The following is a 20,111-nucleotide window of genomic DNA, read 5'->3' on the forward strand; positions in this document are numbered from 1 at the left end:
CGATTCCCTCCCATATCGCATCTCACATTAAAAACACCTGCCTGCTAGTACAAAACTATTCTTAGGACAAATCTATTCAGACAAGCTGGAAAATATCCCTGAAAACATGGTTTGAGGTAAAAAGCTTAAATTTTTGCCCAAAATGTGTCATGATAGAAGAAGTACACTTTTCAACTGATTACTTAAGTTAAGGGGTCGTTATTATGGCATTAGATGGAATCCTGGTCCGCGCACTTGCCCATGAATTGCAAGCTTGCGTAGGAGGCAGAATTAACAAAATATATCAACCGACGCAGCGAGATTTAATTTTCCAGATTCGTGCACTCGGCCAGAACTACAAGCTGTTATTGTCCGCTAACCCGACTTATCCGCGGGTACATTTTACAGAAGAACAATTCATGAACCCGAAAGATGCACCGATGTTCTGTATGCTCATGCGTAAACACTGCGAGAGCGGCGTTATCCAGAGCGTCGAACAAGTTGGGATGGAGCGCATTTTGCACATCCGCCTCAAGCAGCGTGATGAGCTTGGTGATGAGTCTTATAAGACGATTGTCATCGAAATTATGGGACGTCATAGCAACATCATTCTGCTGGATGAAGCGACGAATACGATCGTGGATGGCATTAGTCATATTACACCTTCGATTTCTTCTTATCGCATCGTGATGCCGGGAAGTTCATATACAGCTCCACCTGAGCAGCATAAATTGAATCCACTTGAAGTGAATAAGGAACAGTTCCTATCGCAAATTCAGTTCGAAGAGCCTATCGAATCACAGTTAATTCAACATTTCAGCGGGGTTAGTCCACTTGCTGCGAGAGAAATTGCTTATCGATCTGTTCAAAATAATGAACAAGTGTCTGAGGGAGAGAGATTGTGGCAAGCTTTTCTTCAGATGATGAGTTTGATTCGTGATGGGCAGTTCTCACCGAACATTGCAGAGGAAACAGAGACAGGAAAGCTATTCTTTGCTGTGTACCCATTAACTCATGTTGATGGAGCAGTACAATCGTTCGAATCGTTATCTGCATGTTTGGAGCAGTATTATGGGGATAAAGCTGGACGTGACATGGTCAAGCAGAAGACGAGTGACCTCATTCGCTTCTTGCAAAATGAGATCAACAAAAACCGTAAAAAGCTGATCAAACTGGAAGAAACTAAAGTGGAAGCGAAAGATGCAGATCGATTCCGTATTCTCGGAGAGCTGCTAACAGCTTCGCTCTATTCCATTCAAAAAGGCGATAAGTCTGTTGAGGTTGTGAATTATTACGATGAAAATCAACAGATGATGACAATTGAGCTTGATCCACTGATTACACCTTCTGAGAATGCTCAGCGCTATTTTAAAAAATATACAAAAAGCAAAACAAGCCTACTCCATGTCGATGAACAAATGGCGCAAGCGAATGAGGAAATTAGGTATATGGAGGATATGCTTGGACAGCTTCATACGGCTGGACTACGGGATATTGAAGAGATTCGTGAGGAGCTTGCAGAAGGCGGATATGTACGTCAACGGGGCTTAAAGTCTCGTAAATCGAAGAAACCGGACAAACCACAACTTGCTTGCTATACCTCGTCTGAAGGTATTGCTATCTATGTAGGAAAAAATAATAAGCAGAACGAGTATCTGACTTGTCGCCTTGCGCATACGGGTGATACTTGGTTGCATACGAAGGACATTCCGGGTTCTCATGTTGTGATTCGGGAGGCGAATTTCGGAGAAGAGACGCTGCATGAAGCAGCAATGCTTGCGGGGTATTTCTCTCAAGCTCGTGAATCGGCGAGTGTTCCTGTGGATTATACACAAATCCGCTATGTGCATAAGCCGAATGGCGCGAAACCGGGGTATGTGATTTACACGCATCAGAAGACTCTATTCGTGACGCCTGATGAGCAGAAGATTAAGCAGATGGCTGTTGTGATCAAATAACTAAAAAGTGCTTCAATGAATGAGACGAAGAGAAGCCTATGTCCTGAAGAGCGTCAGCGGTGATCCTTTGAAAACGTGTTCCACCCTTCCAACCTAATAAAAAGGAACACGTTTTCAACAGAGCACGTAAGGATATAGGCTTATCGCAGTCCCACACAATATGCACGAAGTGTCCATAATTAATTCATTGAATTATTTGTATTTAGTTGATATCATTAGATCAATAATCGACTATGTGTAACTGGCGGAGCATGGGTAACCATGAGGGAGCACATGGATAAATAGCCGTACGCCTGGGCAGAGGTAAGGGGATATCCCCTTACCTCTTTATGTTTTTATCCAACTAGAGAGGGATGATAAGATGACAGCAGAAAAAATAATATTGGACGGAAATTTAGTTGCAGCTGACATTAAGGGTAAATTAGTGGACAGAATCAATCGCCTGTCTGAGAAAGGTATTGTTCCATGTTTGGCGACTATTTTAGTAGGTGAAGATCCATCTTCAGCTACGTATGTACGGATGAAAGGAAACGCATGTAAGCGCCTTGGCATTCAATCTATTCGTGTTGATCTTCCGGAGAATACCTCGACGGATGAATTAATTGCAGCTATTAACAAACTGAATGCTGATCCTAATGTTCATGGAATATTATTGCAACACCCTGTTCCAAATCAAATAGACGAAAGAGCCGCATTTGAAGCAATTAGTATTGAAAAAGATGTTGATGGAGTAACAACACTTGGATTTGCACAAAATGCCTTTGGGTTTGCTGACTTTCCATCCTGTACACCAGCAGCGATAATTGCGATTCTAGACTATTACAATATCCCTATTGAAGGGAAACACGCTGTTGTGATTGGGAGAAGTCCAATTCTTGGAAAACCTGTATCTGCAATGCTTTTAAACAGAAATGCAACGGTGACTACATGTCATTCTAAAACAACTCATTTAGAAGATGTGGTTCGTTTAGGCGATATAATAGTAGCGGCGGTCGGTAAGCCGAAATTTGTTCAAGGTGATTGGATTAAACCAGGTGCTACCGTATTAGATGCGGGTTACAATGAAGGAAATATTGGGGATGTTGACTATGATGCTTGTTTAGAGGATGCCTCTGCGATTACTCCTGTTCCAGCAGGGGTTGGTCCAGTAACAATTGCAACATTACTCAAACACACCGTTGAAGCCGCTGAAAAATTATCATTGCATGTAAATGATGGTATACTCTTCATTAAGGAATAATTTCTCAAGAGAGTGTGATGTGGATATGGTTAAAGCAGTTGATCAAACCTCCTAAAATTAACATGCAATACATTTTAGGAGGTTATTAAAAATGATTTTCAATCCGATTACCATTGATACTTGGAGCAGAAAACCCTACTTTGAACATTATTTAAACAATATCATATGCACTTACAGCATGACGGCAAATATTGATATCACGTGTCTATTGCCAGAACTTAAGAAAAAAACGATTAAGTTGTATCCTACACTCATTCACATGATCTCTACGGTAGTAAACCGACATGTTGAATTTCGCACTTGTTTTGATGGTGAGGGTCAATTAGGTTATTGGGACTGCATGTCTCCCAGCTTTACCATTTTCCATGATGATGATCAGACTTTTTCAAGCATCTGGACTGTATTCAGTGAAGAATTTAACGATTTCTACAACCGTTATCTGGATGATATGAAACGATACGGAAGTGTTAAACAATTTGCAGCTAAAGCAAACGAACCACCTAACACCTTCCCTATTTCTAGCATTCCGTGGGTTAGCTTCACAGGTTTTAACCTGAACGTGTATAACGAGGGAACGTATTTACTTCCCATCTTTACAATGGGGAAATATACTCAGCAAGACGAGAAAATACTGTTACCTTTATCGGGACAATTCCACCATGCTGTTTGTGACGGCTACCACGCGGGTCTGCTGTTTAATGAATTACAATTACATGCAAATACATGTAGGGAATGGTTGCTAACGGAACACAATATTTAAAACTACAAATGGGAGAGCCCTCATATTCTGATGGCTCTCCCATTTTACTTCACAAACTCTATTTCGATAGTATCTAATTTCCCCTGTTCGGAAAATGGTCTGGAAATGACGCGATAAAGTCAATCATTTCATCGGTAATACGCCAATCAAATGCTTTTGTCAAAATAGGATCCCTGAAAAACGATCCTGCAACCATTCGGTTCAAATCCAAGTTGTAGTTGATATAGGAAACAGCGGGCTGTTGAAGGTTTAGCGCCACCGGTACTGCAACTGAAGAAAAATCTACCTCGTTAATCCGCACTGTTTTCAGCTCTGGATATATACTTGTCGCGAAATGAAGCTGCATCTGCTTTAAGTCATAGATAATACTGTATGCAGTATCTTCCCTGCGCACTAATTCTAATGTCTCCAAAATGAATTGGAGTCGCTCTCCCTCACTCGCCTTGTTCACACACGCAAAGCGATTCGCCCCTTTAATGAATCGATTCATAGAATTGGAGTCGTAATCGCTGTATACGTTACGCCAGTGTGCTTCTTTATCTTCCATATCTCTAATCGCTTCTAAGTAAGGCGTGTTTGCCATAATTGAAATAGGCAGAGAGTTTCCTCGATATATGTGCATAACACCACCTAGGAATTCAACTATCGCGCAATCTCCAGAGCGATCAGCTATCATATAATGCAACCTAGACATCGGCTGCGTTATGCGTACTTCGTTAGCAGCTTGTTGCGCTTCCTTTACTGTGGCGCAAGTATCTAGGATCAACTGAATCCACTGCAACTCTCCAATAGCCGGCAGACGATCGTCATCTGTATAAAAAGATTGCCATAGTGTCGTCTGTTCAACAACAAGTCCCGCTTCATTGATGCCGCCGTTTGGCATTTCTTTGCCGACTTGCGAAATGGTAAGACTGCCATATCGGGATATCCATCTTGCAGGAAGCTCTGGCGGTTTCACAAGGGCGCTTTTGGCTACACCACGTTTATTCGTAAATATGTATACTCCATCGTATGGGATATCCTGATTTTTGCCCAGAAGCCGTTGACTCTCCGGGTTGAAAAAAATTGCAGTACTCATCTTTGTTCCTCTTCTTTATTTAACTTCATTTCAAGTTCTTCCACCCGTTCGGATTCGAGTTCAAATATTACGTAATCTAATAATCTATTAATTCGTTCGTCGTTTAGCTGAAGTAAGGCATTCATTTTAGCTAATTGGTGTTGCCTTGTCCTCTCTTTAAGAAGATTTTGTTTTTTCTCTCTAAATGGTTTGATGTCTTCGTCATCAACTCCATCCTCTTCAAATTGTGCCACTTTCAGCTCTAACAATAAGATATGAACATCTACTTTCTTCACAGGTGTCAACGGTTCTGCAAAGTTGTTGCTATCTACGAAAACAGTCCCATCTACCCCAAAATAATTCGCTAGAGACTGTAGCCGTTCTTGCGGAATTGGTCGTCGCTTTTTAATCCAATCCGAAAACTGTTGCGGTGTGATGTGAAGCTGACGACCAATTCCTGAATACGATTGCTCGTTAATCATAACCAAGTATTCCAATACTGTTTTGGAAAAGACCTCTTCCCTCTGCCTCATACCATCACTCCATGACGTAATTTATGTCAATAATATATCAAAAGACATAAATTGCGTCAATAAAAATGACATAATTTATGTCTTTCTTTTAAAAAGCAGATGTACCATCGTTGCCATTTGTCAAAACGAAATAGCGCTACTTAGAGTTAAAGTTTGTGACTTAAGGGGGTAATCCCGTTTTCACTCCTCCACAATCTTAAGCTCAGGCATCCAGCGTGTCATTTCGACACGCAGCTTGGAAAGCCACATTTTACTATTCGGCAAACTTTCTTCGGTCACTTTAGACAATAGTTGGATCTCATATTTACGCCATTTGCGGTGATCCACGTAAGTTGGAAGGAATGTAGGGTTTGTTACTTGAAGTGTTTTCTTGTCCCCTTCTTTCACCAATTCAATATCCACGTTCAGAATGCCCCCAATGTAGCGTCGAGGTTCGTTTAGTTCTTGAGCAGCGAGGAAATTGCCAAGTGAATAGATGACGAATGCTCTACTTCCATCTTCGCGCGTCATCCATTCTACAGGTTGAAGTACATGCGTATGATGACCGAGAATGATATCTGCGCCTTGATCGACAGCGTATTTAGCCCATTCCTTCTGAAAGTCATTCGGTAAGATGTCGTATTCATTTCCAAAATGTAGGCTCACGACGACAGCATCTGCCTCTTTTTGGGCTTGCTGAATTTCAGCTTTCATTATCTCTTTATCTAACGTGCCGAGCATGAAAGATTTATCTACTGGAAGCTGTAGACCATTCATTCCGTATGTATAACCGACGAATGCGACTTTAATACCATTTGCACTCAGTACACGAACTCGACTTCGATCTTCAACACTTTCATAAGCACCGACTCGCTCAATTCCAATTGTTTTCCAATTGCTCATGGCGGCAATCAAGCCTGCTTCACCTTTATCCAGCATGTGATTATTCGCCATTGTGACAATATCTACGCCTACTGCTTGTAATGTGTGACCAAGCTCAATTGGACTATTAAATCTTGGATATGAAGATATTCCATAGGCTTCGCCAGCTATTAAGGATTCTGAATTGGCGAATGTTAGATCTGGCTTTTGTAAATAAGGCTTCACTTGTTCGAAAATATGATCGAAATCGTATCCTGTTTCTTTCTTCGCTTCACTATAAATGGATTGATGCAGCAGGACATCTCCTACTGCACCTAGTGTTATTTTGGACGTTGTCCGCGCGGGTATCAAAGTTGGTGTTAGCTCTGGAGTGGGGCTAGGTGTCACAAGCGATTGCGGGTTTGGTTCAATGCTAGGGATCAAACTTGGTTGTACACTTTCTTTTGGGGCTGACTCTTTTTTTTCTAAAGTATTAGGTTCCTGTGCTCCGAGACATCCCGACAGTATCAGAAAGCTAGCCAAGACTAGGGCAATACTACCGTAGTACAACCTCCTGGTGGCTGATCTTCCATCCTTCATGTCAGTAAGCCTTCTTTCTATATAAGGGCTATTTACTCCAAGTATCTACAAGTGATGTTAAGTATTGTTTAAGTTGTACTTGTAATTCGGGTCTTTCTAACGCTAGTTCAATTGTCGCTTCGATATAACCGAGCTTATCCCCGACATCGTAACGTTTACCGTGCATCGGATAGGCGATCATAGATTGAGATTGATTTAACACACGCAGAGCATCTGTCAGTTGAATTTCGCCACCACGTCCTGGTTTACATTTTTCCAAGATAGAGAAAATTTCCGGCGTAATAATATAACGTCCAATAACAGCTAGATTAGAAGGCGCTTGACTTCTTTCCGGTTTCTCTACAAGATCAGCAATGCGCTTATATTTATCATGTGTATCTGCTGGAGAGATAATTCCATATTTACTTACTTCTTCCCATGCCACTTCTTGCACTGCGATGATCGAGGAGCGCGTTTCCTCATACAGTTCCATCATGCCTTGTAAAAAGGGTGGGCTCGACTCAATAATGTCATCACCAAGTAATACAGCAAATGGCTCATTGCCGATAAATTTACGTGCACAATAGATGGCATGTCCAAGACCAAGCGGTTCTTTTTGCCTAATATAATGTACATCTGCTAGATTCGAAACCGTCCTGACTTTAGTAAGTAAATCAACGGCGTTCTTCTCTTCTAACATCACTTCGAGTTCAGCTGCCTTGTCAAAATGATCCTCGATCGCTCGTTTATTCCGACCTGTAACGATAATAATATCTTCAATACCCGAGGAAATCGCTTCCTCTACGATGTATTGAATGGCAGGCTTATCTACGATGGGAAGCATTTCCTTGGGCTGTGCCTTAGTTGCTGGGAGAAATCGTGTGCCGAGACCTGCTGCTGGAATAATCGCCTTACGAATTCGCATTCATGCCTCTCCTCTCATGCAGGGCTGTGAGCACCTGAATATCTACTTTCCGATTTCCAATTGCACCATGAAGAAGGTGTCCCTCGCGAATACCATGAAAATCTGATCCTGCTGTGACAACGAGTCCATTTTTCTTCGCAAATGCTTCATAATCTCGTTCTTGCTCCGATGTATGATCGGAATGACACGCCTCTACCCCATCAAAATGTTTCGTGAGCAGCTCATAGACAAGCTCATCATCACTATAAATCCCTGGATGCGCAAGAACAGCCGTACCACCTGCATCATGAATCCACGCTGCAGCTGTATGCGGATCAATCCGAGGGACAGTTACATAAGCAGCACCTTCTTTTCCAAGATAACGATCGAACGCTTCTTGCATCGATGCTACATAGCCTTTGTGAATCAGCGTTTGTGCAATATGCGGACGACCAATCGGATCGCCAGCTTTCTTCGTATCTTGATTCGCCTCTTGGATTTCATCGTGTGTGATCGGCATCCCAATCTCACTTAATCTTGCAAGCAATGCTTGATTTCGCAAAATACGAGTATCGCGTAGTGATGCTAAACGATCCAAGAACTGAATATTATCTATATCTACATAATATCCCAGAACATGGATATCTTGTCCACCTGCAAATGTAGAAATTTCTACACCGGGCACAACAGTAATGTCATACTCCTGACCTGCATCCATCGCCTCGCGCACCCCAGCAACCGTATCATGATCCGTAATGGCAACTGCATGCAGCCCCGCTTCTTTCGCTAGACGAACATTCTCACGAGGCGGCTGCATCCCATCTGAAGCTGTTGTATGTGTGTGTAGATCCGCTTGTTGCAATTCCATCGGCACGTCCTCCTGTTAGAGCCACTGACTCAAGTTCTCATTACGCAAAAATCCCATAAACGATACTGCGGATAGCGGCAGTAATGTTTTGTTAAGACATATCGCATAGAAGTTCCGTAAGAACTTCACTTCCTCAATCGTCTTCACTTTAAGTAATCCAAGCGCCACTTCGTGCTTCACAGCACTTTCCGATAAAATGGAGATGCCAAGTCCCGCTTCAACTGCTGATTTAATCGCACCTGTCGATCCAAGCTCCATCACAATTTTCATTGCAGTATAGTCCAAGCCTCGATGTGCTAATTCTTCTTCCATCACTCTACGCGTTCCTGAACCTTGTTCACGTAGGACAAACCCATACTGAATCACCATATCCCAAGTGATCGCCTCTTCACCAGCAAGCGGATGGGAAGCCGGGACAATAAGCTTTAGTTCATCGTTTAATATAGCCTCTGAATGCAAGTCCTCATGGAACACTGGTGCTTCAACCAATCCAAATGTTAGATGATGCGCAATCACTTCATCCACAATTTGAGAAGTATTCATTACTTTCATCGATACCGAGATATTCGGATACGATTGCGAGAATGGTCCTAGTAACCGCGGCAGAATATGCTCTGCCATCGTCAAGCTTGCACCAAGCTGCAATCTCCCTTCGACCATTGTCGTATAACGTGCTAGCGCAGCCTCTGTATCCCTAATCAGCTCAATGCTTCTCTTGGCATAAGGAAACAGTGCTCGTCCCGCTTCTGTCAGCTCAATCTTTTTCGTAGACCGCATAAATAATTTAACACCTAGATATTCCTCCAATGATTGAATCTGCATCGTAACAGCAGGTTGTGTCATATGAAGTGCGGTTGCCGCATGTGAAAACGAACTTTTTTCGGCAACTGTGTAGAAGATATGAAGGCCATGTAAGGTTAATGCCATTGCTCGTTCTCCCCTTCTTCGTTCAAATGATGTTCATGTACTTATTATAACAGATACAACTAAATGAAAAAGAGCATGCGATATGCATACTCTTCAGCTCAAGAAGGACAATATGTATGAATCTATAATTACTTTCTTTTTCGACCATTTTTAATTAAAGTCATTCTTCTGGAATGGCGCAGCCAAGAATAATAGGTCTTTAAGTCCCGTAGTTCCAAAGACTCAGACATCCGTCCTAAGAATGTAACAATAATCATCCGATGAAGCGGATTTCCTACTAAATCCGTCTCACCTTCTAGTTCAGTAAACTCTGTTACCATAACGAGGTCGCTATCAATGAGATACACATCTTTCTCATTTTTATGGTACGGGGTAATCTTGTCATCCTTTAATTTACCCCAAATATAGTCGCATATCTTATCAAAACCAGCACTTTCCTCTTCGACACGTTCTGTCCACCGGGAATGCGCATGATGAGTGACCACGATGTCAGCAACCCGATAGTCGCCCAAGGTAACAAAAAAAGGTTCGTATGTACTCCATCTGACCATTGTACGGTCCCTCATAATTTACACTCCTTCTTTTGTAATAGGACTTTAAGACTATATTTATGATTCTACATTAATTATAGAAATTTTTCCAATGTTAAATTTCAATTTATTAAATTTTTTTAACAAAAAAAGACCTTTCATCTCTGAAAGGTCGCATTGCTAACTTGGATTATAAGGTGTAAAATCGAGTCTTGTCTGGGGAATCACTTTCATACTCAGTTTTGATCTCACCACGATATGATTTTTCTACTTTCTTAACATAAGGTAATCGCTGTAAATTGCGCTGAACATCTTCCAAACGCTCGGTGTGGACATATAATACAACATAATTCATTCGTTTAGAGACGTAATGAACCGTTCCGTATCGTTCAAAGTTCTTCGTATGTTTCAAGTCGCTTACCCAAATGATGATACCGCTACGTTCGGTAAACATGTCTTCACCTGCTTTCAATCAATAAGTAAATGGAGTTGATTTTAAAAATGACCAAAAATTCGAATTTAACTGTTCGTGTACTTCGCGGACCAATTACAGAATCACTTCATATCGGCCATGCCGTCGTCGTGAATACACAAGGTGAAATACTATATTCGGCTGGAGACCCGAACTTTGTTACATATGCTAGATCAACAGCGAAATTAATTCAAGCCATTCCTGTCGTTGAATCAGGTGCTGCTAATCATTATCATCTAACAGATAAAGAAGTTGCTTTACTCTGTGCATCCCATAATGGAGAAGAAAAGCATGTCGAGATTGCCCAATCCATTTTATCCAAAATAGGTCTTACGTCCGATGCCCTCACTTGCGGCATTCATGACCCTTTCCATGCTCCGACAACCAAACGTATGCGAGCAGAAGGCATTCCTGCAACTCCGCTTCATAACAACTGCTCCGGTAAGCATAGCGCAATGCTTGCTCTTGCTATGCATGTACACGCTCCAACAAAGCACTATGCATCAGTCAATCACCCTGTTCAACAATTAATGCGTCAAACGGTCTCCGAAATGTCAGGTGTTCCACTTGATGAACTCATCATTGGTGTCGATGGCTGTGGAGTTCCCGTATTCGGAATGGGTATTCATCAATTAGCCCTTGCATACGCTAGACTAGGCAATCCTGAAGGATTAGAACCTAAGCGTGCTGATGCTTGCCGTAGAATCATTGGGGCCATTAAGAATGAACCTTACTACTTAGCAGGATCAGAGCGATTCGATACCACACTTGCAGAAGTCACAAAAGGAAGAATAATTGGAAAACTAGGTGCTGAGAGTGTATACGCCATTACCATTCCTGAGAAGGGTTGGGGCATTGTTCTCAAAATCCAAGACGGTTCCAAACGTGCATTAGAACCTGCTGCTGCCGAGGTACTTCACGAACTTGGATTGCTTTCAGAAGAAGAGCTCCAAGCATTAGACGTTTACCGATTACCAACAACTCGTAATTGGCAAGGTACACTTGTTGGAGCTATTGTTCCTGAAGCTACATTTATTAAGCACTAATTAACTGCATTTACCACTACAAGCCCCGCCTGAAGCGCAACCGCTGACTGGCTGGGTTTTGTTGCTTGGTACTTTAATCGAATTCGATACGGATTGCGCAATGAGCTCCGATACACTATATAGCAAATCATCTAGTCGCTCTTCGCCTTCTTTATATCGACGAATCACTTCTTGCTGATCGAGTAGTTCCTGAACCTTCTGCACTTGTTCAAGTGCATCATGATAGCTTGGGTGAAAATGTCCAAACCGCTCACATTCTTCGAACATCTCTTTTTTCTTCGCAAAAAGCTTCGTTAACTCTTGGACTTCTGGGTCATTACTGACCGCTTGTTTCCAATATAAATAGTCTGCTAGTTCTGCAGAACCCTTAATCATGTCCCCAACATCGTAGGCTTGCATCAGGATAGCAGACATATCAAGAGCATTGTCTTCTATCATACTCATCGTTTCAGTACCATCCTTTTCAATTTATAAAACCTGCTTAAGACAGGCTAATGCTTTTTTTACTATCATATCATACAGGGTCAAAGTCGCCTAGTACTGCAACATTTTGGCGGATCAGCATAATTCGTCTAGGCGGATCACATTCAACACTCGTACACACCCCTGTACCTGCTTGAGACATACTCTTCTGCTCGGATCTCATCATTTCCCGGTTTGCCCAACGTTCCATCATATCGAGTACGTGATCAGGTATTTCATGAATGGAATGTTCGTTCATAAACCCTCGGATCGATTCGTACGTTTGCCCATTATCTAGAGCCGCGCTAACACTCTGTGACGTCAATTGCAGTGTTGTTACTTCATCCCATATCCAATTCGCTGTAAATTGCATAGCTTGCCATCTCGTCGCAAATGACGCATGCGGGAGAACGATGATTTCATAATCAGGCTGAACATAGAGTGACGGAAGAGGACTACTTGCGACTTCTATAGGATTTGATTTAGGCAGGAATGAGCATAAATACAAGTTATCACTACTTACCTCTCGCTGTTCCAACCACCCTAACGCACATAGCGGTGCAATCCAGATGTTTTGCATGTGTTGCAGCCATTCGTCTGTCAATAATGCATCGTCTTCTAGATCGTTGATTAAATCATGGAGTGAGACTTCATTCCCATGAGGAATTTCTTCAATTATTTTCACAAAAAGCTGCGTCTTCTCATCCTGCGGATCATGAACTTGCTTCCAATACGTATACAGCTGCAAACTTTGTTCTTGCTCAGGTAAAGATAGCCACTCCATGAGACAATCTACTTGGATCAAATATCGTTTCAGATCACTTGTCAATAAACCTAGGAAAATCGCAGCATCCAAAGCAAGCGCTAGCTGCGGCTCATACCGATCACAGAATGTATATGTCAGCTTCGTTTGTCGAAGAATTGTACTTGATACTTGTAAGCTATCTGTTACTTTCTTAATCTTGTTTTGCTGTAAGCAGCCCCTAGAAGAAACCACTAACTCACCGCGATAAGCGTAGGCCAGCAGGATGAATAAATCTCGCAGCAGTCCACGAAAGGGTGTTACACCATTACTCATCCACGTCATCTCCAATTCCCGCTTCACTTTTCCAGTCCATAATGCTGTATGAATAACCTTGCTCGACAAGGAATAATTGCCGATTTAAGGCATAATCACATTCTTTCGTCCCTTCCGAGATAATGGAATAATAATAAGCTTGATTCTCGCCTGTCTTCGGTCGCAAAATTCGTCCCAAACGTTGTGCTTCCTCTTGTCTTGAACCGAAAGACCCCGAGACTTGCAGTGCTACAGCTGCTTCTGGCAAATCAACTGCAAAATTAGCCACTTTAGACACGACCAGCACTTTATTAGTACCGGATCGAAATTGTTCATACAGGACATCACGTTCATCTTGCGGCATTTGTCCATGAATGAAGGGCGCGCCAATACTGCTTGCAATTTGTTTAAGCTGCGTCAAGTATTGCCCAATAATGAGCGTTGGCTCATTCTCGTGTTTCTTTAACAGCTGCTTCAAGACACCTAGTTTGTTCGGATTCTCTGCTGCAATCCTGCCTTGACGCCTCGAATCTGCCCATTGATACTGTTCCAACCCATCATCACCTAACCCCACGCGGACTTCATGACAGTGAGCCTCTGCAATCCACCCTACTTGCTCAAGCGTTCTCCAAGGCAGGTCGTAGCGCTTAGGACCAACAAGTGAGAAGACTTCCTCTGCACGACCATCCTCACGCACGAGGGTTGCAGTGAGTCCAAGTCTACGTGTGGCTTGAATATCGGCTGTCATTCGAAACACAGGAGCTGGCAGCAAGTGTACTTCGTCATAAATAATAAGACCCCAATCTCTTTCATGAAACAATCCCATATGGATGTAGGCATCATCGGTGGATTTACGGTGTGTCATAATTTGATAAGTGGCGATCGTAATCGGTCTAACCTGCTTGATCGAACCCGAATATTCGCCAATATGCCCAGGATCAATTGTCGTATTGCCCGTAATTTCCTTCATCCATTGCCGAACAGACGTCGTATTCGTGGTCAGGATAAGTGTCGCACACTGCAATCGTTCCATCACCCCAATTCCGATACGGGTCTTCCCCGCTCCACAAGGCAGTACAAGCACGCCACTTCCAGCATCCTTCTGGCAAAATGCTTCAATCGCATCGATCTGATAGGAACGAAGCTGACACTTCGCTTCAAGCTCAAACTTTAATTGCTCTCCCTCATGAAAACCTACTTTATCCTGAATAGGATAGCCTAACTTCATTAACCGTTCTTTCAAAAGCCCCCGATTGTCAGTTGGAATATGAATTTGATTCGGACATAATCGCGTGCCGAGTAGAGGTGAAATGTCTGAATGACCTTGAAGCTGCGTTAATAGGTTCGAGTCAGTAGCATGCAAGATGCACTGCTCATCCACCAATCGATACTCAAATACTCCATACCTGGTATACCAGTCTCGAATGTGATCTCTTATCTTCTGTGGAATACCGAACTTGGCCTGTTGATCAAGAAAACCTTCAATCGATTCCAATTGCTTCCCTGTAGCTGCTGCATTCCATAATGAGAGTGCAGTTATTCGGTATGTATGTAACCCATCCGGATTTTTCACTAAATCTGCAAAACTTGCGAGTTCCATGCGCGTCTGATCGAAATCGACATGCCAACTTTCCAGAAGCACGTTACCATTTTTTTGAACAATTAAGGGTTTATCCATATGTAATTGCAAATTTGAACCCTCCTACTCTGCTAAGCTGCCATCATTTCCAATCTCTAGTATGTCCTGTGCATTTGACTTGAAGTCGCCGCGCCACAGCACTATAATGAAAGCCGAAGAGGTGACAACAAGATGAGAAAGTTCATGTACATAGGGCTTGTACTTAGTTTGTGCTTAGCAATGCTAGGATGTTCAAATCCGAGTCCGTCCACAAAAAAAGAGGCTTCTGATCGCACCAAAGTAAAGGTAGAACGTGTAGTCGATGGTGATACGTTGCAAATTACGATCAATGGTTCCAAAGAGAGGCTACGCCTAATCGGTGTGGATACGCCAGAAACGAAGAAAGCCGATACTCCTGTTATGTTCTGGGGAGAGGAAGCAAGTGCCTATACGAAGAAGCGCTTAGAGGGGAAAACGGTCGAGCTTGAATGGGACGTCGAACCCAAAGATCAATATGGACGCTATCTCGCTTATATATGGATCGATGATGAGATGTTCAATCGCACACTTATTCAAGAAGGTTATGGCCGCATGGTAACATTTCAACCGAATGTTAAATACGTGGATACATTTAAGAAAGATCAAGAAGCCGCTCGCAAGAAAGGTAATGGAATTTGGAAAGATTACGACGGTGCTTTTAAACGCAAATAGCTGAAATGACCCTGAGACAAACGTTAGATCATAACGTCGTACTTCAGGGTCATTATCTTTATAATTTATATTTCCACTGTGCGCTTCAACGTTTCTCTCGTCGTCGATGATAAGGATCGTTTCTTTTGGTGATATAAGTACCTCACCTCATGCCGCACCTATTTTGTCGCTTAGCAGCTTGGCCACAACCGCCGTTCGAGCCGCCGTGGAACTACTCAGGAATAGAACGTCGGTAAATCTATGCTCCTTCATGTACGCTGTGAGGCTGCCTTCAAAATGTCTTGGATCAATGACATCTATCTCCTCAAAATGCGGAACTAAAAAAGGAACGAGCGCATTTGCGTAAGAATCTTTTACTACAAGTAGCCTTTTACCGTTATTAGCTCCAGTCGTAATTTTACCTTGCGGGAAGTCTCCCCCTAGAAACACTGCGTAACCATTGCTTGCAGTCGCAAACTGGGGATCGACAACATGGCGAGAGCTACTCCGAGCATTCCCATATCGAACCGTAAACTTATAGTCGACTATCGGCACATAATACTCGATCGTATCCGGATTGGATTTGAGATCGCCGCTAAGTGTAGCCTTATAACTAGATCCAAGAAATTCTTCGATCGTCTCCTTCTTATATGTGCTAAGCAGCTCCGGCCTCTCTCCCATCGTCTTCATCAGCTCGGAGTAGGCGTAATAAGCTCCAAGTGCCGTCCAATGGTGATCGGTACGGAAATACGTATACTCTGAGCGATGCTCCTCGAGTGTCGAGTAGACGTCCACCGCCTTAATCCCTTCGGACAGTTGCCCATAAATCGCTGCAAAAGCATCTTTTTGCGAATCAGACATGTCCCGGTACTTCGAATGATCTAGAAAAGCCGCAGATGACGGTGCTAGCAAGGAGTAGACTCGTATATTCGAATCAATGGACACTCTGAAGCGGTTCAACGCTGCCGCGTATTGCTTAGCAGCCTCGGAGGAAAATGTGAACAACGTATAGGCTTGGTCGTTAGTAATCAAATACTTAACAGCATCTGATTCAATAACCGAGCTGTTCGATGCTGTATTATCGCCATGTCGAACAATAATACTCTCCCCGTTCTTATCAGGTAACCCTCTCAGTCCCTTAAGCTCCGAACCCGCCTGAACAAGCGTAGATCGAAACGCGAAACGGTCGGAGTAATAGCTCTCTAGCATGCGAGTATATTCACCACTTATTAGGCGATTCCAAGAAAATACGGGTCTCTTCCCAAGGTCACGTTGCTCCAACTCCGACATACCCACCGAACTTGAATTTATAAGTGTAACGGTTCCTATTACGAACACGATCAGCAAGAACAATAAGATATTGACCGTATATTGATATACCGGTTTCATTTTCATTTTTTGAGTCTCCTATCAAAATCGATAATACAAAAAAGGATTATAAGTGCTTCCGACCAGAAGTACGGTGGCAGCAAGAAGTACGAAGGCATTCACGAGTACTATACCCACAGCAGTTACCCCGTTTCCAAGCCGTGATAGTTTGCGGGTTAGAAGCTTTAACACTATTTTGGTTAGCGGTGTGCAGGCAATAATAGCCGTGACGAACAGCAGAGCGTTTTCTCGAAAATAAATCGAAAGCTCATGTGTAGCCAGTTCTCGACCATTCAATCCGAACATTGTTAGTAGCGCTAGCACAGCATCATTAAGGTCGGTAAAATAGAACCACACCCAGCCGATCAGCATCGCTATTGTCGCATATATATGAGCTACCGCTGCTACCCTCTTTTCCAACCATCTGCCGAGCCATCGTCTTTCAATATAGATGAGTGCGCCGAAATATAGCCCCCAGATGATGAAGTTCCAACTTGCCCCATGCCATAAACCGGTTAGAAACCAGACAATAAACAAGTTGCGTGCAACACGCTTGCGGTTACCTCCCAGTGGTATATACACATAATCTCGAAAGAAACCACCGAGTGACATATTCCAGCGGCGCCAAAAATCGCCCGCAGACTTCGAGACGTAGGGATAATTGAAATTTTCACGCAGCTCGAAACCAAACATTTTACCTAAACCGATTGCCATATCCGAATAACCGGAGAAATCAAAATAAATTTGCAAGGCAAACAGACAGATGCCGAACCAGATTCCGAACACGGTAGCATCGTTTGCCCCCGGTTGAAGTAGCTGCTGCACACTCTCCCCAAGCAAATTAGCGAAAATGACCTTTTTGCCTAGTCCAATAACGAACCGGGTAATTCCTTCGCTGAAGCTAGCCGCGGACACCCTCGGCCGCTCAATCTGTTGCTCAATATCGCTGTAACGGATGATCGGTCCAGCAACCAAATGAGGAAAGAAAGAAACATAGAAGAGGATGTTTCTAGGAGAGGTTGGCGCTTGGATCGTTCCCTTATACACATCGGTTAAGTAGCAAATAATTTCGAAAGTAAAGAACGATACGCCGATTGGCAACGCGATTTCGGGACTTGGAATATGAATCGGCAGCATAGCGTTCAAGTTATCGACGAGAAAGTCTGCGTATTTAAAAAAACTCAATATGCCGATGTTTATGGCGATTGCGATTACAAACATGGCTTTTGACACCAAGCTTCCTCTCGTTTTCCCTATGCCAAGTGAGAAAAGGTAGCCGATCAGGGCTGCAATTACTAACAACACAACCCATATCGGTTCTCCCCAAGCGTAGAACAGAAATGAAAAACCAATTAACAACCAACTCCGAAATGCCGGTTTTCGGCATGAATAATAAACAATAAGTAGCGAAGGCAGAAACAGATACAAAAATAACAAGCTTGAAAATACCATTGTGTCGGAACCTCTCTCTTTTCTTCATAGATATGAAAAAGAGTATACCGATCAAAGCTTAACGGTCCTATGCGATAAATCTTAACGAAATCTTAACGTTTGTTTATCTTTTTCAACAAAGAAAGAGGCTTCCCACAAGTTCAATGAACTCATGAGAAACCTCTAATTAATTGCCATTCACTTTCAATCTCATTTCTAATAATCGGAATACCTCATTCAGTTTATCCTTCGGCGCTTTGGAATAACGATCCCCGATACTTAACTCAAACGAACAACTCTTATCACTCGTCTCGATGAGATAACCCGTTAATCCAACACCCGTCTCTTCATAAATTTGAGCAAGTATTGGCGAGATTACATCTGCAGAATAATCCATATGCACATGAAACATATTCGATACTGGCACAATTGGTTTGGTCTGTATCCCCTCACACTGATTCATAATCGCTGCGAGTTCCTTCGCCCCCTCGTAATATTGCCCCATCTTATCGATTCTTTGATCAAAGTAATACTTCGAACTGAGGATATACGGGTACAAGCTGATCAGATCGCCGCCATGTCTTCTTTTCCAAACCTTAGACTTTTCTGTAAACGCCGTATCGCCTGCAAGAATAGCACCCGCAATGCCTCCAATCCCTTTATAAAAGGATACATACACGCTATCGAATAGCGCGCAAATTTCAGCTACCGATCTTTGATAATACGGCGTAATCTCAAACAATCTAGCACCGTCTAGATGCAGCTTAATCCCTTTGTCGCGGCAATAGGCTGAGATTGCTTCAAGTTCGCTATATGCAGGCAGCTGTCCGCCAATCTCACGCTGTGGCAGTTCAAGTAATAAGCAAGAAATATTGTCTTCTAATTGAACCACATCGTCTAGCGTAATCAATCGATCTTTGTCAGCTAGTAGAATCGGCTGAATATGATGGAGCTCTTTCAAGCCATCCTGCTCATGAATTTCAAGGTGGCAGAGCGGATGATAGGCGACTTTCGGTAATCTGAGCTCATCACACCAGATTCGAAGCGCAATTTGTTGTGCCATTGTCCCGCTTGGGAAGAAGACCGCAGACTCTTTTCCTAAGTAGGCAGCCATTTGATTCTGAAAATCCTCAATCATTTTACCTGATCCATACGTATCACCCACTAGATTTCCATCTACTTGATCTAACACATTTTTTAGCTCCTGGACGAATCTCGGTGCATTTCCACCAACTATGTACGTAGCAGCTTGGAGGGGGTCTATTAACGACTGATTCACTTTCATGATCCATTCAACTCCTTAAAGTCTATTATTTGAAAAAATGCAATCATTCTTACAACCTCGTGAATACGCTATGAATATATGAGGAGGTGATAGATTTGTTCCAATTAAGTGGAGTCGTAGGTGGAAACGCAGATGTACCCGTTGGTGCAGGTAAGACGAAGCTTCTCCAGCAAATCGTCATTAATGTACCGAATGGACGCAAGCTTATATTACGAGAAATCAACTATTTGCTAAGCAATGACCAGTTCGCCATTAAAGTCGAAGCCCAGCCGTCACCCGGTGTATTTATTGGAGGAGACGGATTTGGCGACCTTACCCCGAACAAAGTTTTATTCAACAACAATACGGGTGACACCGTCATCATTTTCCTATTAATCAGTGCCATCAATCGCTCGAAGAAGACACTAACCTTAAGCAGATCAGATAGCTGGCGCTTGAACTTGTGCCGTAAATAAGAAGTCAGATATGTTATGAAAAATGCAGCCAATCTCCCCTTGGAGTTAGGCT

20 protein-coding genes and 1 riboswitch are annotated in these 20,111 nt (G+C 42.8%); of the genes, 6 read left to right on the plus strand and 14 right to left on the minus strand.

Annotation, left to right across the window (positions count from 1 at the left end; translation table 11 throughout):
• Nucleotides 1–203: 203 nt before the first annotated feature.
• The 3 genes from NV379_RS03555 (at nt 204) to catA (ending at nt 3,937) form a co-directional block, all read left to right on the plus strand.
• The gene (locus NV379_RS03555) at nt 204–1,937 is read left to right on the plus strand and encodes an Rqc2 family fibronectin-binding protein (protein ID WP_258205884.1); all 1,734 of its coding nucleotides are present in this window, start codon (nt 204–206) and stop codon (nt 1,935–1,937) included.
• 227 nt (nt 1,938–2,164) lie between these two features.
• Nucleotides 2,165–2,243, plus strand: a riboswitch (ZMP/ZTP riboswitch).
• Between the two features lie 55 nt (nt 2,244–2,298).
• A complete protein-coding gene (locus NV379_RS03560; RefSeq protein ID WP_258205885.1) occupies nt 2,299–3,177 on the plus strand; it encodes a bifunctional 5,10-methylenetetrahydrofolate dehydrogenase/5,10-methenyltetrahydrofolate cyclohydrolase in 879 nt (292 codons plus the stop codon).
• Nucleotides 3,178–3,268: 91 nt separating this feature from the next.
• Nucleotides 3,269–3,937, plus strand: a complete 669-nt coding sequence (gene catA / locus NV379_RS03565) for a type A chloramphenicol O-acetyltransferase (RefSeq protein WP_258205886.1) — start codon at nt 3,269–3,271, stop codon at nt 3,935–3,937.
• A 73-nt stretch (nt 3,938–4,010) separates the two neighbouring features.
• On the opposite strand, the gene NV379_RS03570 is transcribed toward catA, so the two are convergent.
• The 8 genes from NV379_RS03570 to NV379_RS03605 all read right to left on the minus strand — a co-directional run bounded on the left by NV379_RS03570 (nt 4,011) and on the right by NV379_RS03605 (nt 10,629).
• Nucleotides 4,011–5,015, minus strand: coding sequence for a linear amide C-N hydrolase (locus tag NV379_RS03570; RefSeq protein ID WP_258205887.1), 1,005 nt, complete (start codon nt 5,013–5,015; stop codon nt 4,011–4,013).
• Nucleotides 5,012–5,476 carry a helix-turn-helix domain-containing protein gene (locus tag NV379_RS03575; protein WP_258205888.1) on the minus strand — a complete coding sequence of 155 codons (465 nt, stop codon included), beginning with the start codon at nt 5,474–5,476 and terminating at the stop codon, nt 5,012–5,014. Before NV379_RS03575 ends, NV379_RS03570 begins: the two co-directional genes overlap by 4 nt.
• A 231-nt stretch (nt 5,477–5,707) precedes the next feature.
• A complete protein-coding gene (locus tag NV379_RS03580) occupies nt 5,708–6,811 on the minus strand; it encodes a CapA family protein (RefSeq protein WP_258205889.1) in 1,104 nt (367 codons plus the stop codon).
• A gap of 184 nt (nt 6,812–6,995) precedes the next feature.
• Nucleotides 6,996–7,871, minus strand: a complete 876-nt coding sequence (gene galU / locus NV379_RS03585; protein WP_258205890.1) for a UTP--glucose-1-phosphate uridylyltransferase GalU — start codon at nt 7,869–7,871, stop codon at nt 6,996–6,998.
• Nucleotides 7,858–8,718, minus strand: a complete 861-nt coding sequence (locus NV379_RS03590; protein ID WP_258205891.1) for a PHP domain-containing protein — start codon at nt 8,716–8,718, stop codon at nt 7,858–7,860. Before NV379_RS03590 ends, galU begins: the two co-directional genes overlap by 14 nt.
• A 15-nt stretch (nt 8,719–8,733) precedes the next feature.
• Entirely contained in the window at nt 8,734–9,645 is a 912-nt protein-coding gene (locus NV379_RS03595) for a selenium metabolism-associated LysR family transcriptional regulator (RefSeq protein ID WP_258205892.1), read from the minus strand.
• Nucleotides 9,646–9,773: 128 nt separating this feature from the next.
• A complete protein-coding gene (locus NV379_RS03600) occupies nt 9,774–10,211 on the minus strand; it encodes a hypothetical protein (RefSeq protein WP_258205893.1) in 438 nt (145 codons plus the stop codon).
• Between the two features lie 154 nt (nt 10,212–10,365).
• Entirely contained in the window at nt 10,366–10,629 is a 264-nt protein-coding gene (locus tag NV379_RS03605; RefSeq protein WP_258205894.1) for a YlbG family protein, read from the minus strand.
• Nucleotides 10,630–10,676: 47 nt separating this feature from the next.
• Here NV379_RS03605 and NV379_RS03610 point away from each other — a divergent pair, with 47 nt between their 5' ends.
• Nucleotides 10,677–11,693 carry an asparaginase gene (locus NV379_RS03610; RefSeq protein WP_258205895.1) on the plus strand — a complete coding sequence of 339 codons (1,017 nt, stop codon included), beginning with the start codon at nt 10,677–10,679 and terminating at the stop codon, nt 11,691–11,693.
• Here the strand turns inward: NV379_RS03610 and NV379_RS03615 are convergent, their stop codons facing one another.
• The 3 genes from NV379_RS03615 to NV379_RS03625 form a co-directional block, all read right to left on the minus strand.
• Nucleotides 11,694–12,137: a YlbF/YmcA family competence regulator gene (locus NV379_RS03615; protein ID WP_258205896.1), complete on the minus strand. Its 444-nt coding sequence runs from the start codon at nt 12,135–12,137 to the stop codon at nt 11,694–11,696.
• A gap of 70 nt (nt 12,138–12,207) precedes the next feature.
• A complete protein-coding gene (locus tag NV379_RS03620) occupies nt 12,208–13,233 on the minus strand; it encodes a helicase-associated domain-containing protein (RefSeq protein WP_258205897.1) in 1,026 nt (341 codons plus the stop codon).
• Nucleotides 13,226–14,890, minus strand: a complete 1,665-nt coding sequence (locus NV379_RS03625; protein WP_258206206.1) for a DNA repair helicase XPB — start codon at nt 14,888–14,890, stop codon at nt 13,226–13,228. The genes NV379_RS03620 and NV379_RS03625 overlap by 8 nt, the downstream gene beginning before the upstream one ends.
• A 132-nt stretch (nt 14,891–15,022) precedes the next feature.
• Here NV379_RS03625 and NV379_RS03630 point away from each other — a divergent pair, with 132 nt between their 5' ends.
• Nucleotides 15,023–15,541, plus strand: a complete 519-nt coding sequence (locus NV379_RS03630; RefSeq protein ID WP_258205898.1) for a thermonuclease family protein — start codon at nt 15,023–15,025, stop codon at nt 15,539–15,541.
• A gap of 147 nt (nt 15,542–15,688) precedes the next feature.
• Here NV379_RS03630 and NV379_RS03635 read toward each other — a convergent pair whose 3' ends face one another.
• The 3 genes from NV379_RS03635 to NV379_RS03645 all read right to left on the minus strand — a co-directional run bounded on the left by NV379_RS03635 (nt 15,689) and on the right by NV379_RS03645 (nt 19,604).
• Nucleotides 15,689–16,915, minus strand: coding sequence for a DHHW family protein (locus tag NV379_RS03635; protein ID WP_258205899.1), 1,227 nt, complete (start codon nt 16,913–16,915; stop codon nt 15,689–15,691).
• Between the two features lie 15 nt (nt 16,916–16,930).
• The gene (locus NV379_RS03640) at nt 16,931–18,340 is read right to left on the minus strand and encodes an MBOAT family O-acyltransferase (RefSeq protein WP_258205900.1); all 1,410 of its coding nucleotides are present in this window, start codon (nt 18,338–18,340) and stop codon (nt 16,931–16,933) included.
• A 166-nt stretch (nt 18,341–18,506) separates the two neighbouring features.
• Nucleotides 18,507–19,604, minus strand: coding sequence for a threonine aldolase family protein (locus NV379_RS03645; protein ID WP_258205901.1), 1,098 nt, complete (start codon nt 19,602–19,604; stop codon nt 18,507–18,509).
• A 95-nt stretch (nt 19,605–19,699) separates the two neighbouring features.
• On the opposite strand from NV379_RS03645, the gene NV379_RS03650 reads away from it, so the two are divergent.
• Complete coding sequence (locus tag NV379_RS03650) at nt 19,700–20,059, plus strand: hypothetical protein (protein ID WP_258205902.1); 360 nt, start codon at nt 19,700–19,702, stop codon at nt 20,057–20,059.
• The last annotated feature ends 52 nt before the right edge of the window (nt 20,060–20,111 follow it).

Source organism: Paenibacillus radicibacter (genome assembly GCF_024721995.1).
Classification (GTDB): Bacteria; Bacillota; Bacilli; order Paenibacillales; family NBRC-103111; genus Paenibacillus_AM; species Paenibacillus_AM radicibacter.

What these genes read in the sequence shown, in the direction of transcription:
- NV379_RS03555 (WP_258205884.1), top strand. Translation starts at nt 204, where the DNA reads ATGGCATTAGATGGAATCCTGGTCCGCGCACTTGCCCATGAATTGCAA.
- NV379_RS03560 (WP_258205885.1), top strand. Translation starts at nt 2,299, where the DNA reads ATGACAGCAGAAAAAATAATATTGGACGGAAATTTAGTTGCAGCTGAC.
- catA (WP_258205886.1), top strand. Translation starts at nt 3,269, where the DNA reads ATGATTTTCAATCCGATTACCATTGATACTTGGAGCAGAAAACCCTAC.
- NV379_RS03570 (WP_258205887.1), bottom strand. Translation starts at nt 5,015, where the DNA reads ATGAGTACTGCAATTTTTTTCAACCCGGAGAGTCAACGGCTTCTGGGC.
- NV379_RS03575 (WP_258205888.1), bottom strand. Translation starts at nt 5,476, where the DNA reads ATGATTAACGAGCAATCGTATTCAGGAATTGGTCGTCAGCTTCACATC.
- galU (WP_258205890.1), bottom strand. Translation starts at nt 7,871, where the DNA reads ATGCGAATTCGTAAGGCGATTATTCCAGCAGCAGGTCTCGGCACACGA.
- NV379_RS03590 (WP_258205891.1), bottom strand. Translation starts at nt 8,718, where the DNA reads ATGGAATTGCAACAAGCGGATCTACACACACATACAACAGCTTCAGAT.
- NV379_RS03595 (WP_258205892.1), bottom strand. Translation starts at nt 9,645, where the DNA reads ATGGCATTAACCTTACATGGCCTTCATATCTTCTACACAGTTGCCGAA.
- NV379_RS03600 (WP_258205893.1), bottom strand. Translation starts at nt 10,211, where the DNA reads ATGAGGGACCGTACAATGGTCAGATGGAGTACATACGAACCTTTTTTT.
- NV379_RS03605 (WP_258205894.1), bottom strand. Translation starts at nt 10,629, where the DNA reads ATGTTTACCGAACGTAGCGGTATCATCATTTGGGTAAGCGACTTGAAA.
- NV379_RS03610 (WP_258205895.1), top strand. Translation starts at nt 10,677, where the DNA reads ATGACCAAAAATTCGAATTTAACTGTTCGTGTACTTCGCGGACCAATT.
- NV379_RS03615 (WP_258205896.1), bottom strand. Translation starts at nt 12,137, where the DNA reads ATGAGTATGATAGAAGACAATGCTCTTGATATGTCTGCTATCCTGATG.
- NV379_RS03620 (WP_258205897.1), bottom strand. Translation starts at nt 13,233, where the DNA reads ATGAGTAATGGTGTAACACCCTTTCGTGGACTGCTGCGAGATTTATTC.
- NV379_RS03625 (WP_258206206.1), bottom strand. Translation starts at nt 14,890, where the DNA reads ATGGATAAACCCTTAATTGTTCAAAAAAATGGTAACGTGCTTCTGGAA.
- NV379_RS03630 (WP_258205898.1), top strand. Translation starts at nt 15,023, where the DNA reads ATGAGAAAGTTCATGTACATAGGGCTTGTACTTAGTTTGTGCTTAGCA.
- NV379_RS03635 (WP_258205899.1), bottom strand. Translation starts at nt 16,915, where the DNA reads ATGAAAATGAAACCGGTATATCAATATACGGTCAATATCTTATTGTTC.
- NV379_RS03640 (WP_258205900.1), bottom strand. Translation starts at nt 18,340, where the DNA reads ATGGTATTTTCAAGCTTGTTATTTTTGTATCTGTTTCTGCCTTCGCTA.
- NV379_RS03645 (WP_258205901.1), bottom strand. Translation starts at nt 19,604, where the DNA reads ATGAAAGTGAATCAGTCGTTAATAGACCCCCTCCAAGCTGCTACGTAC.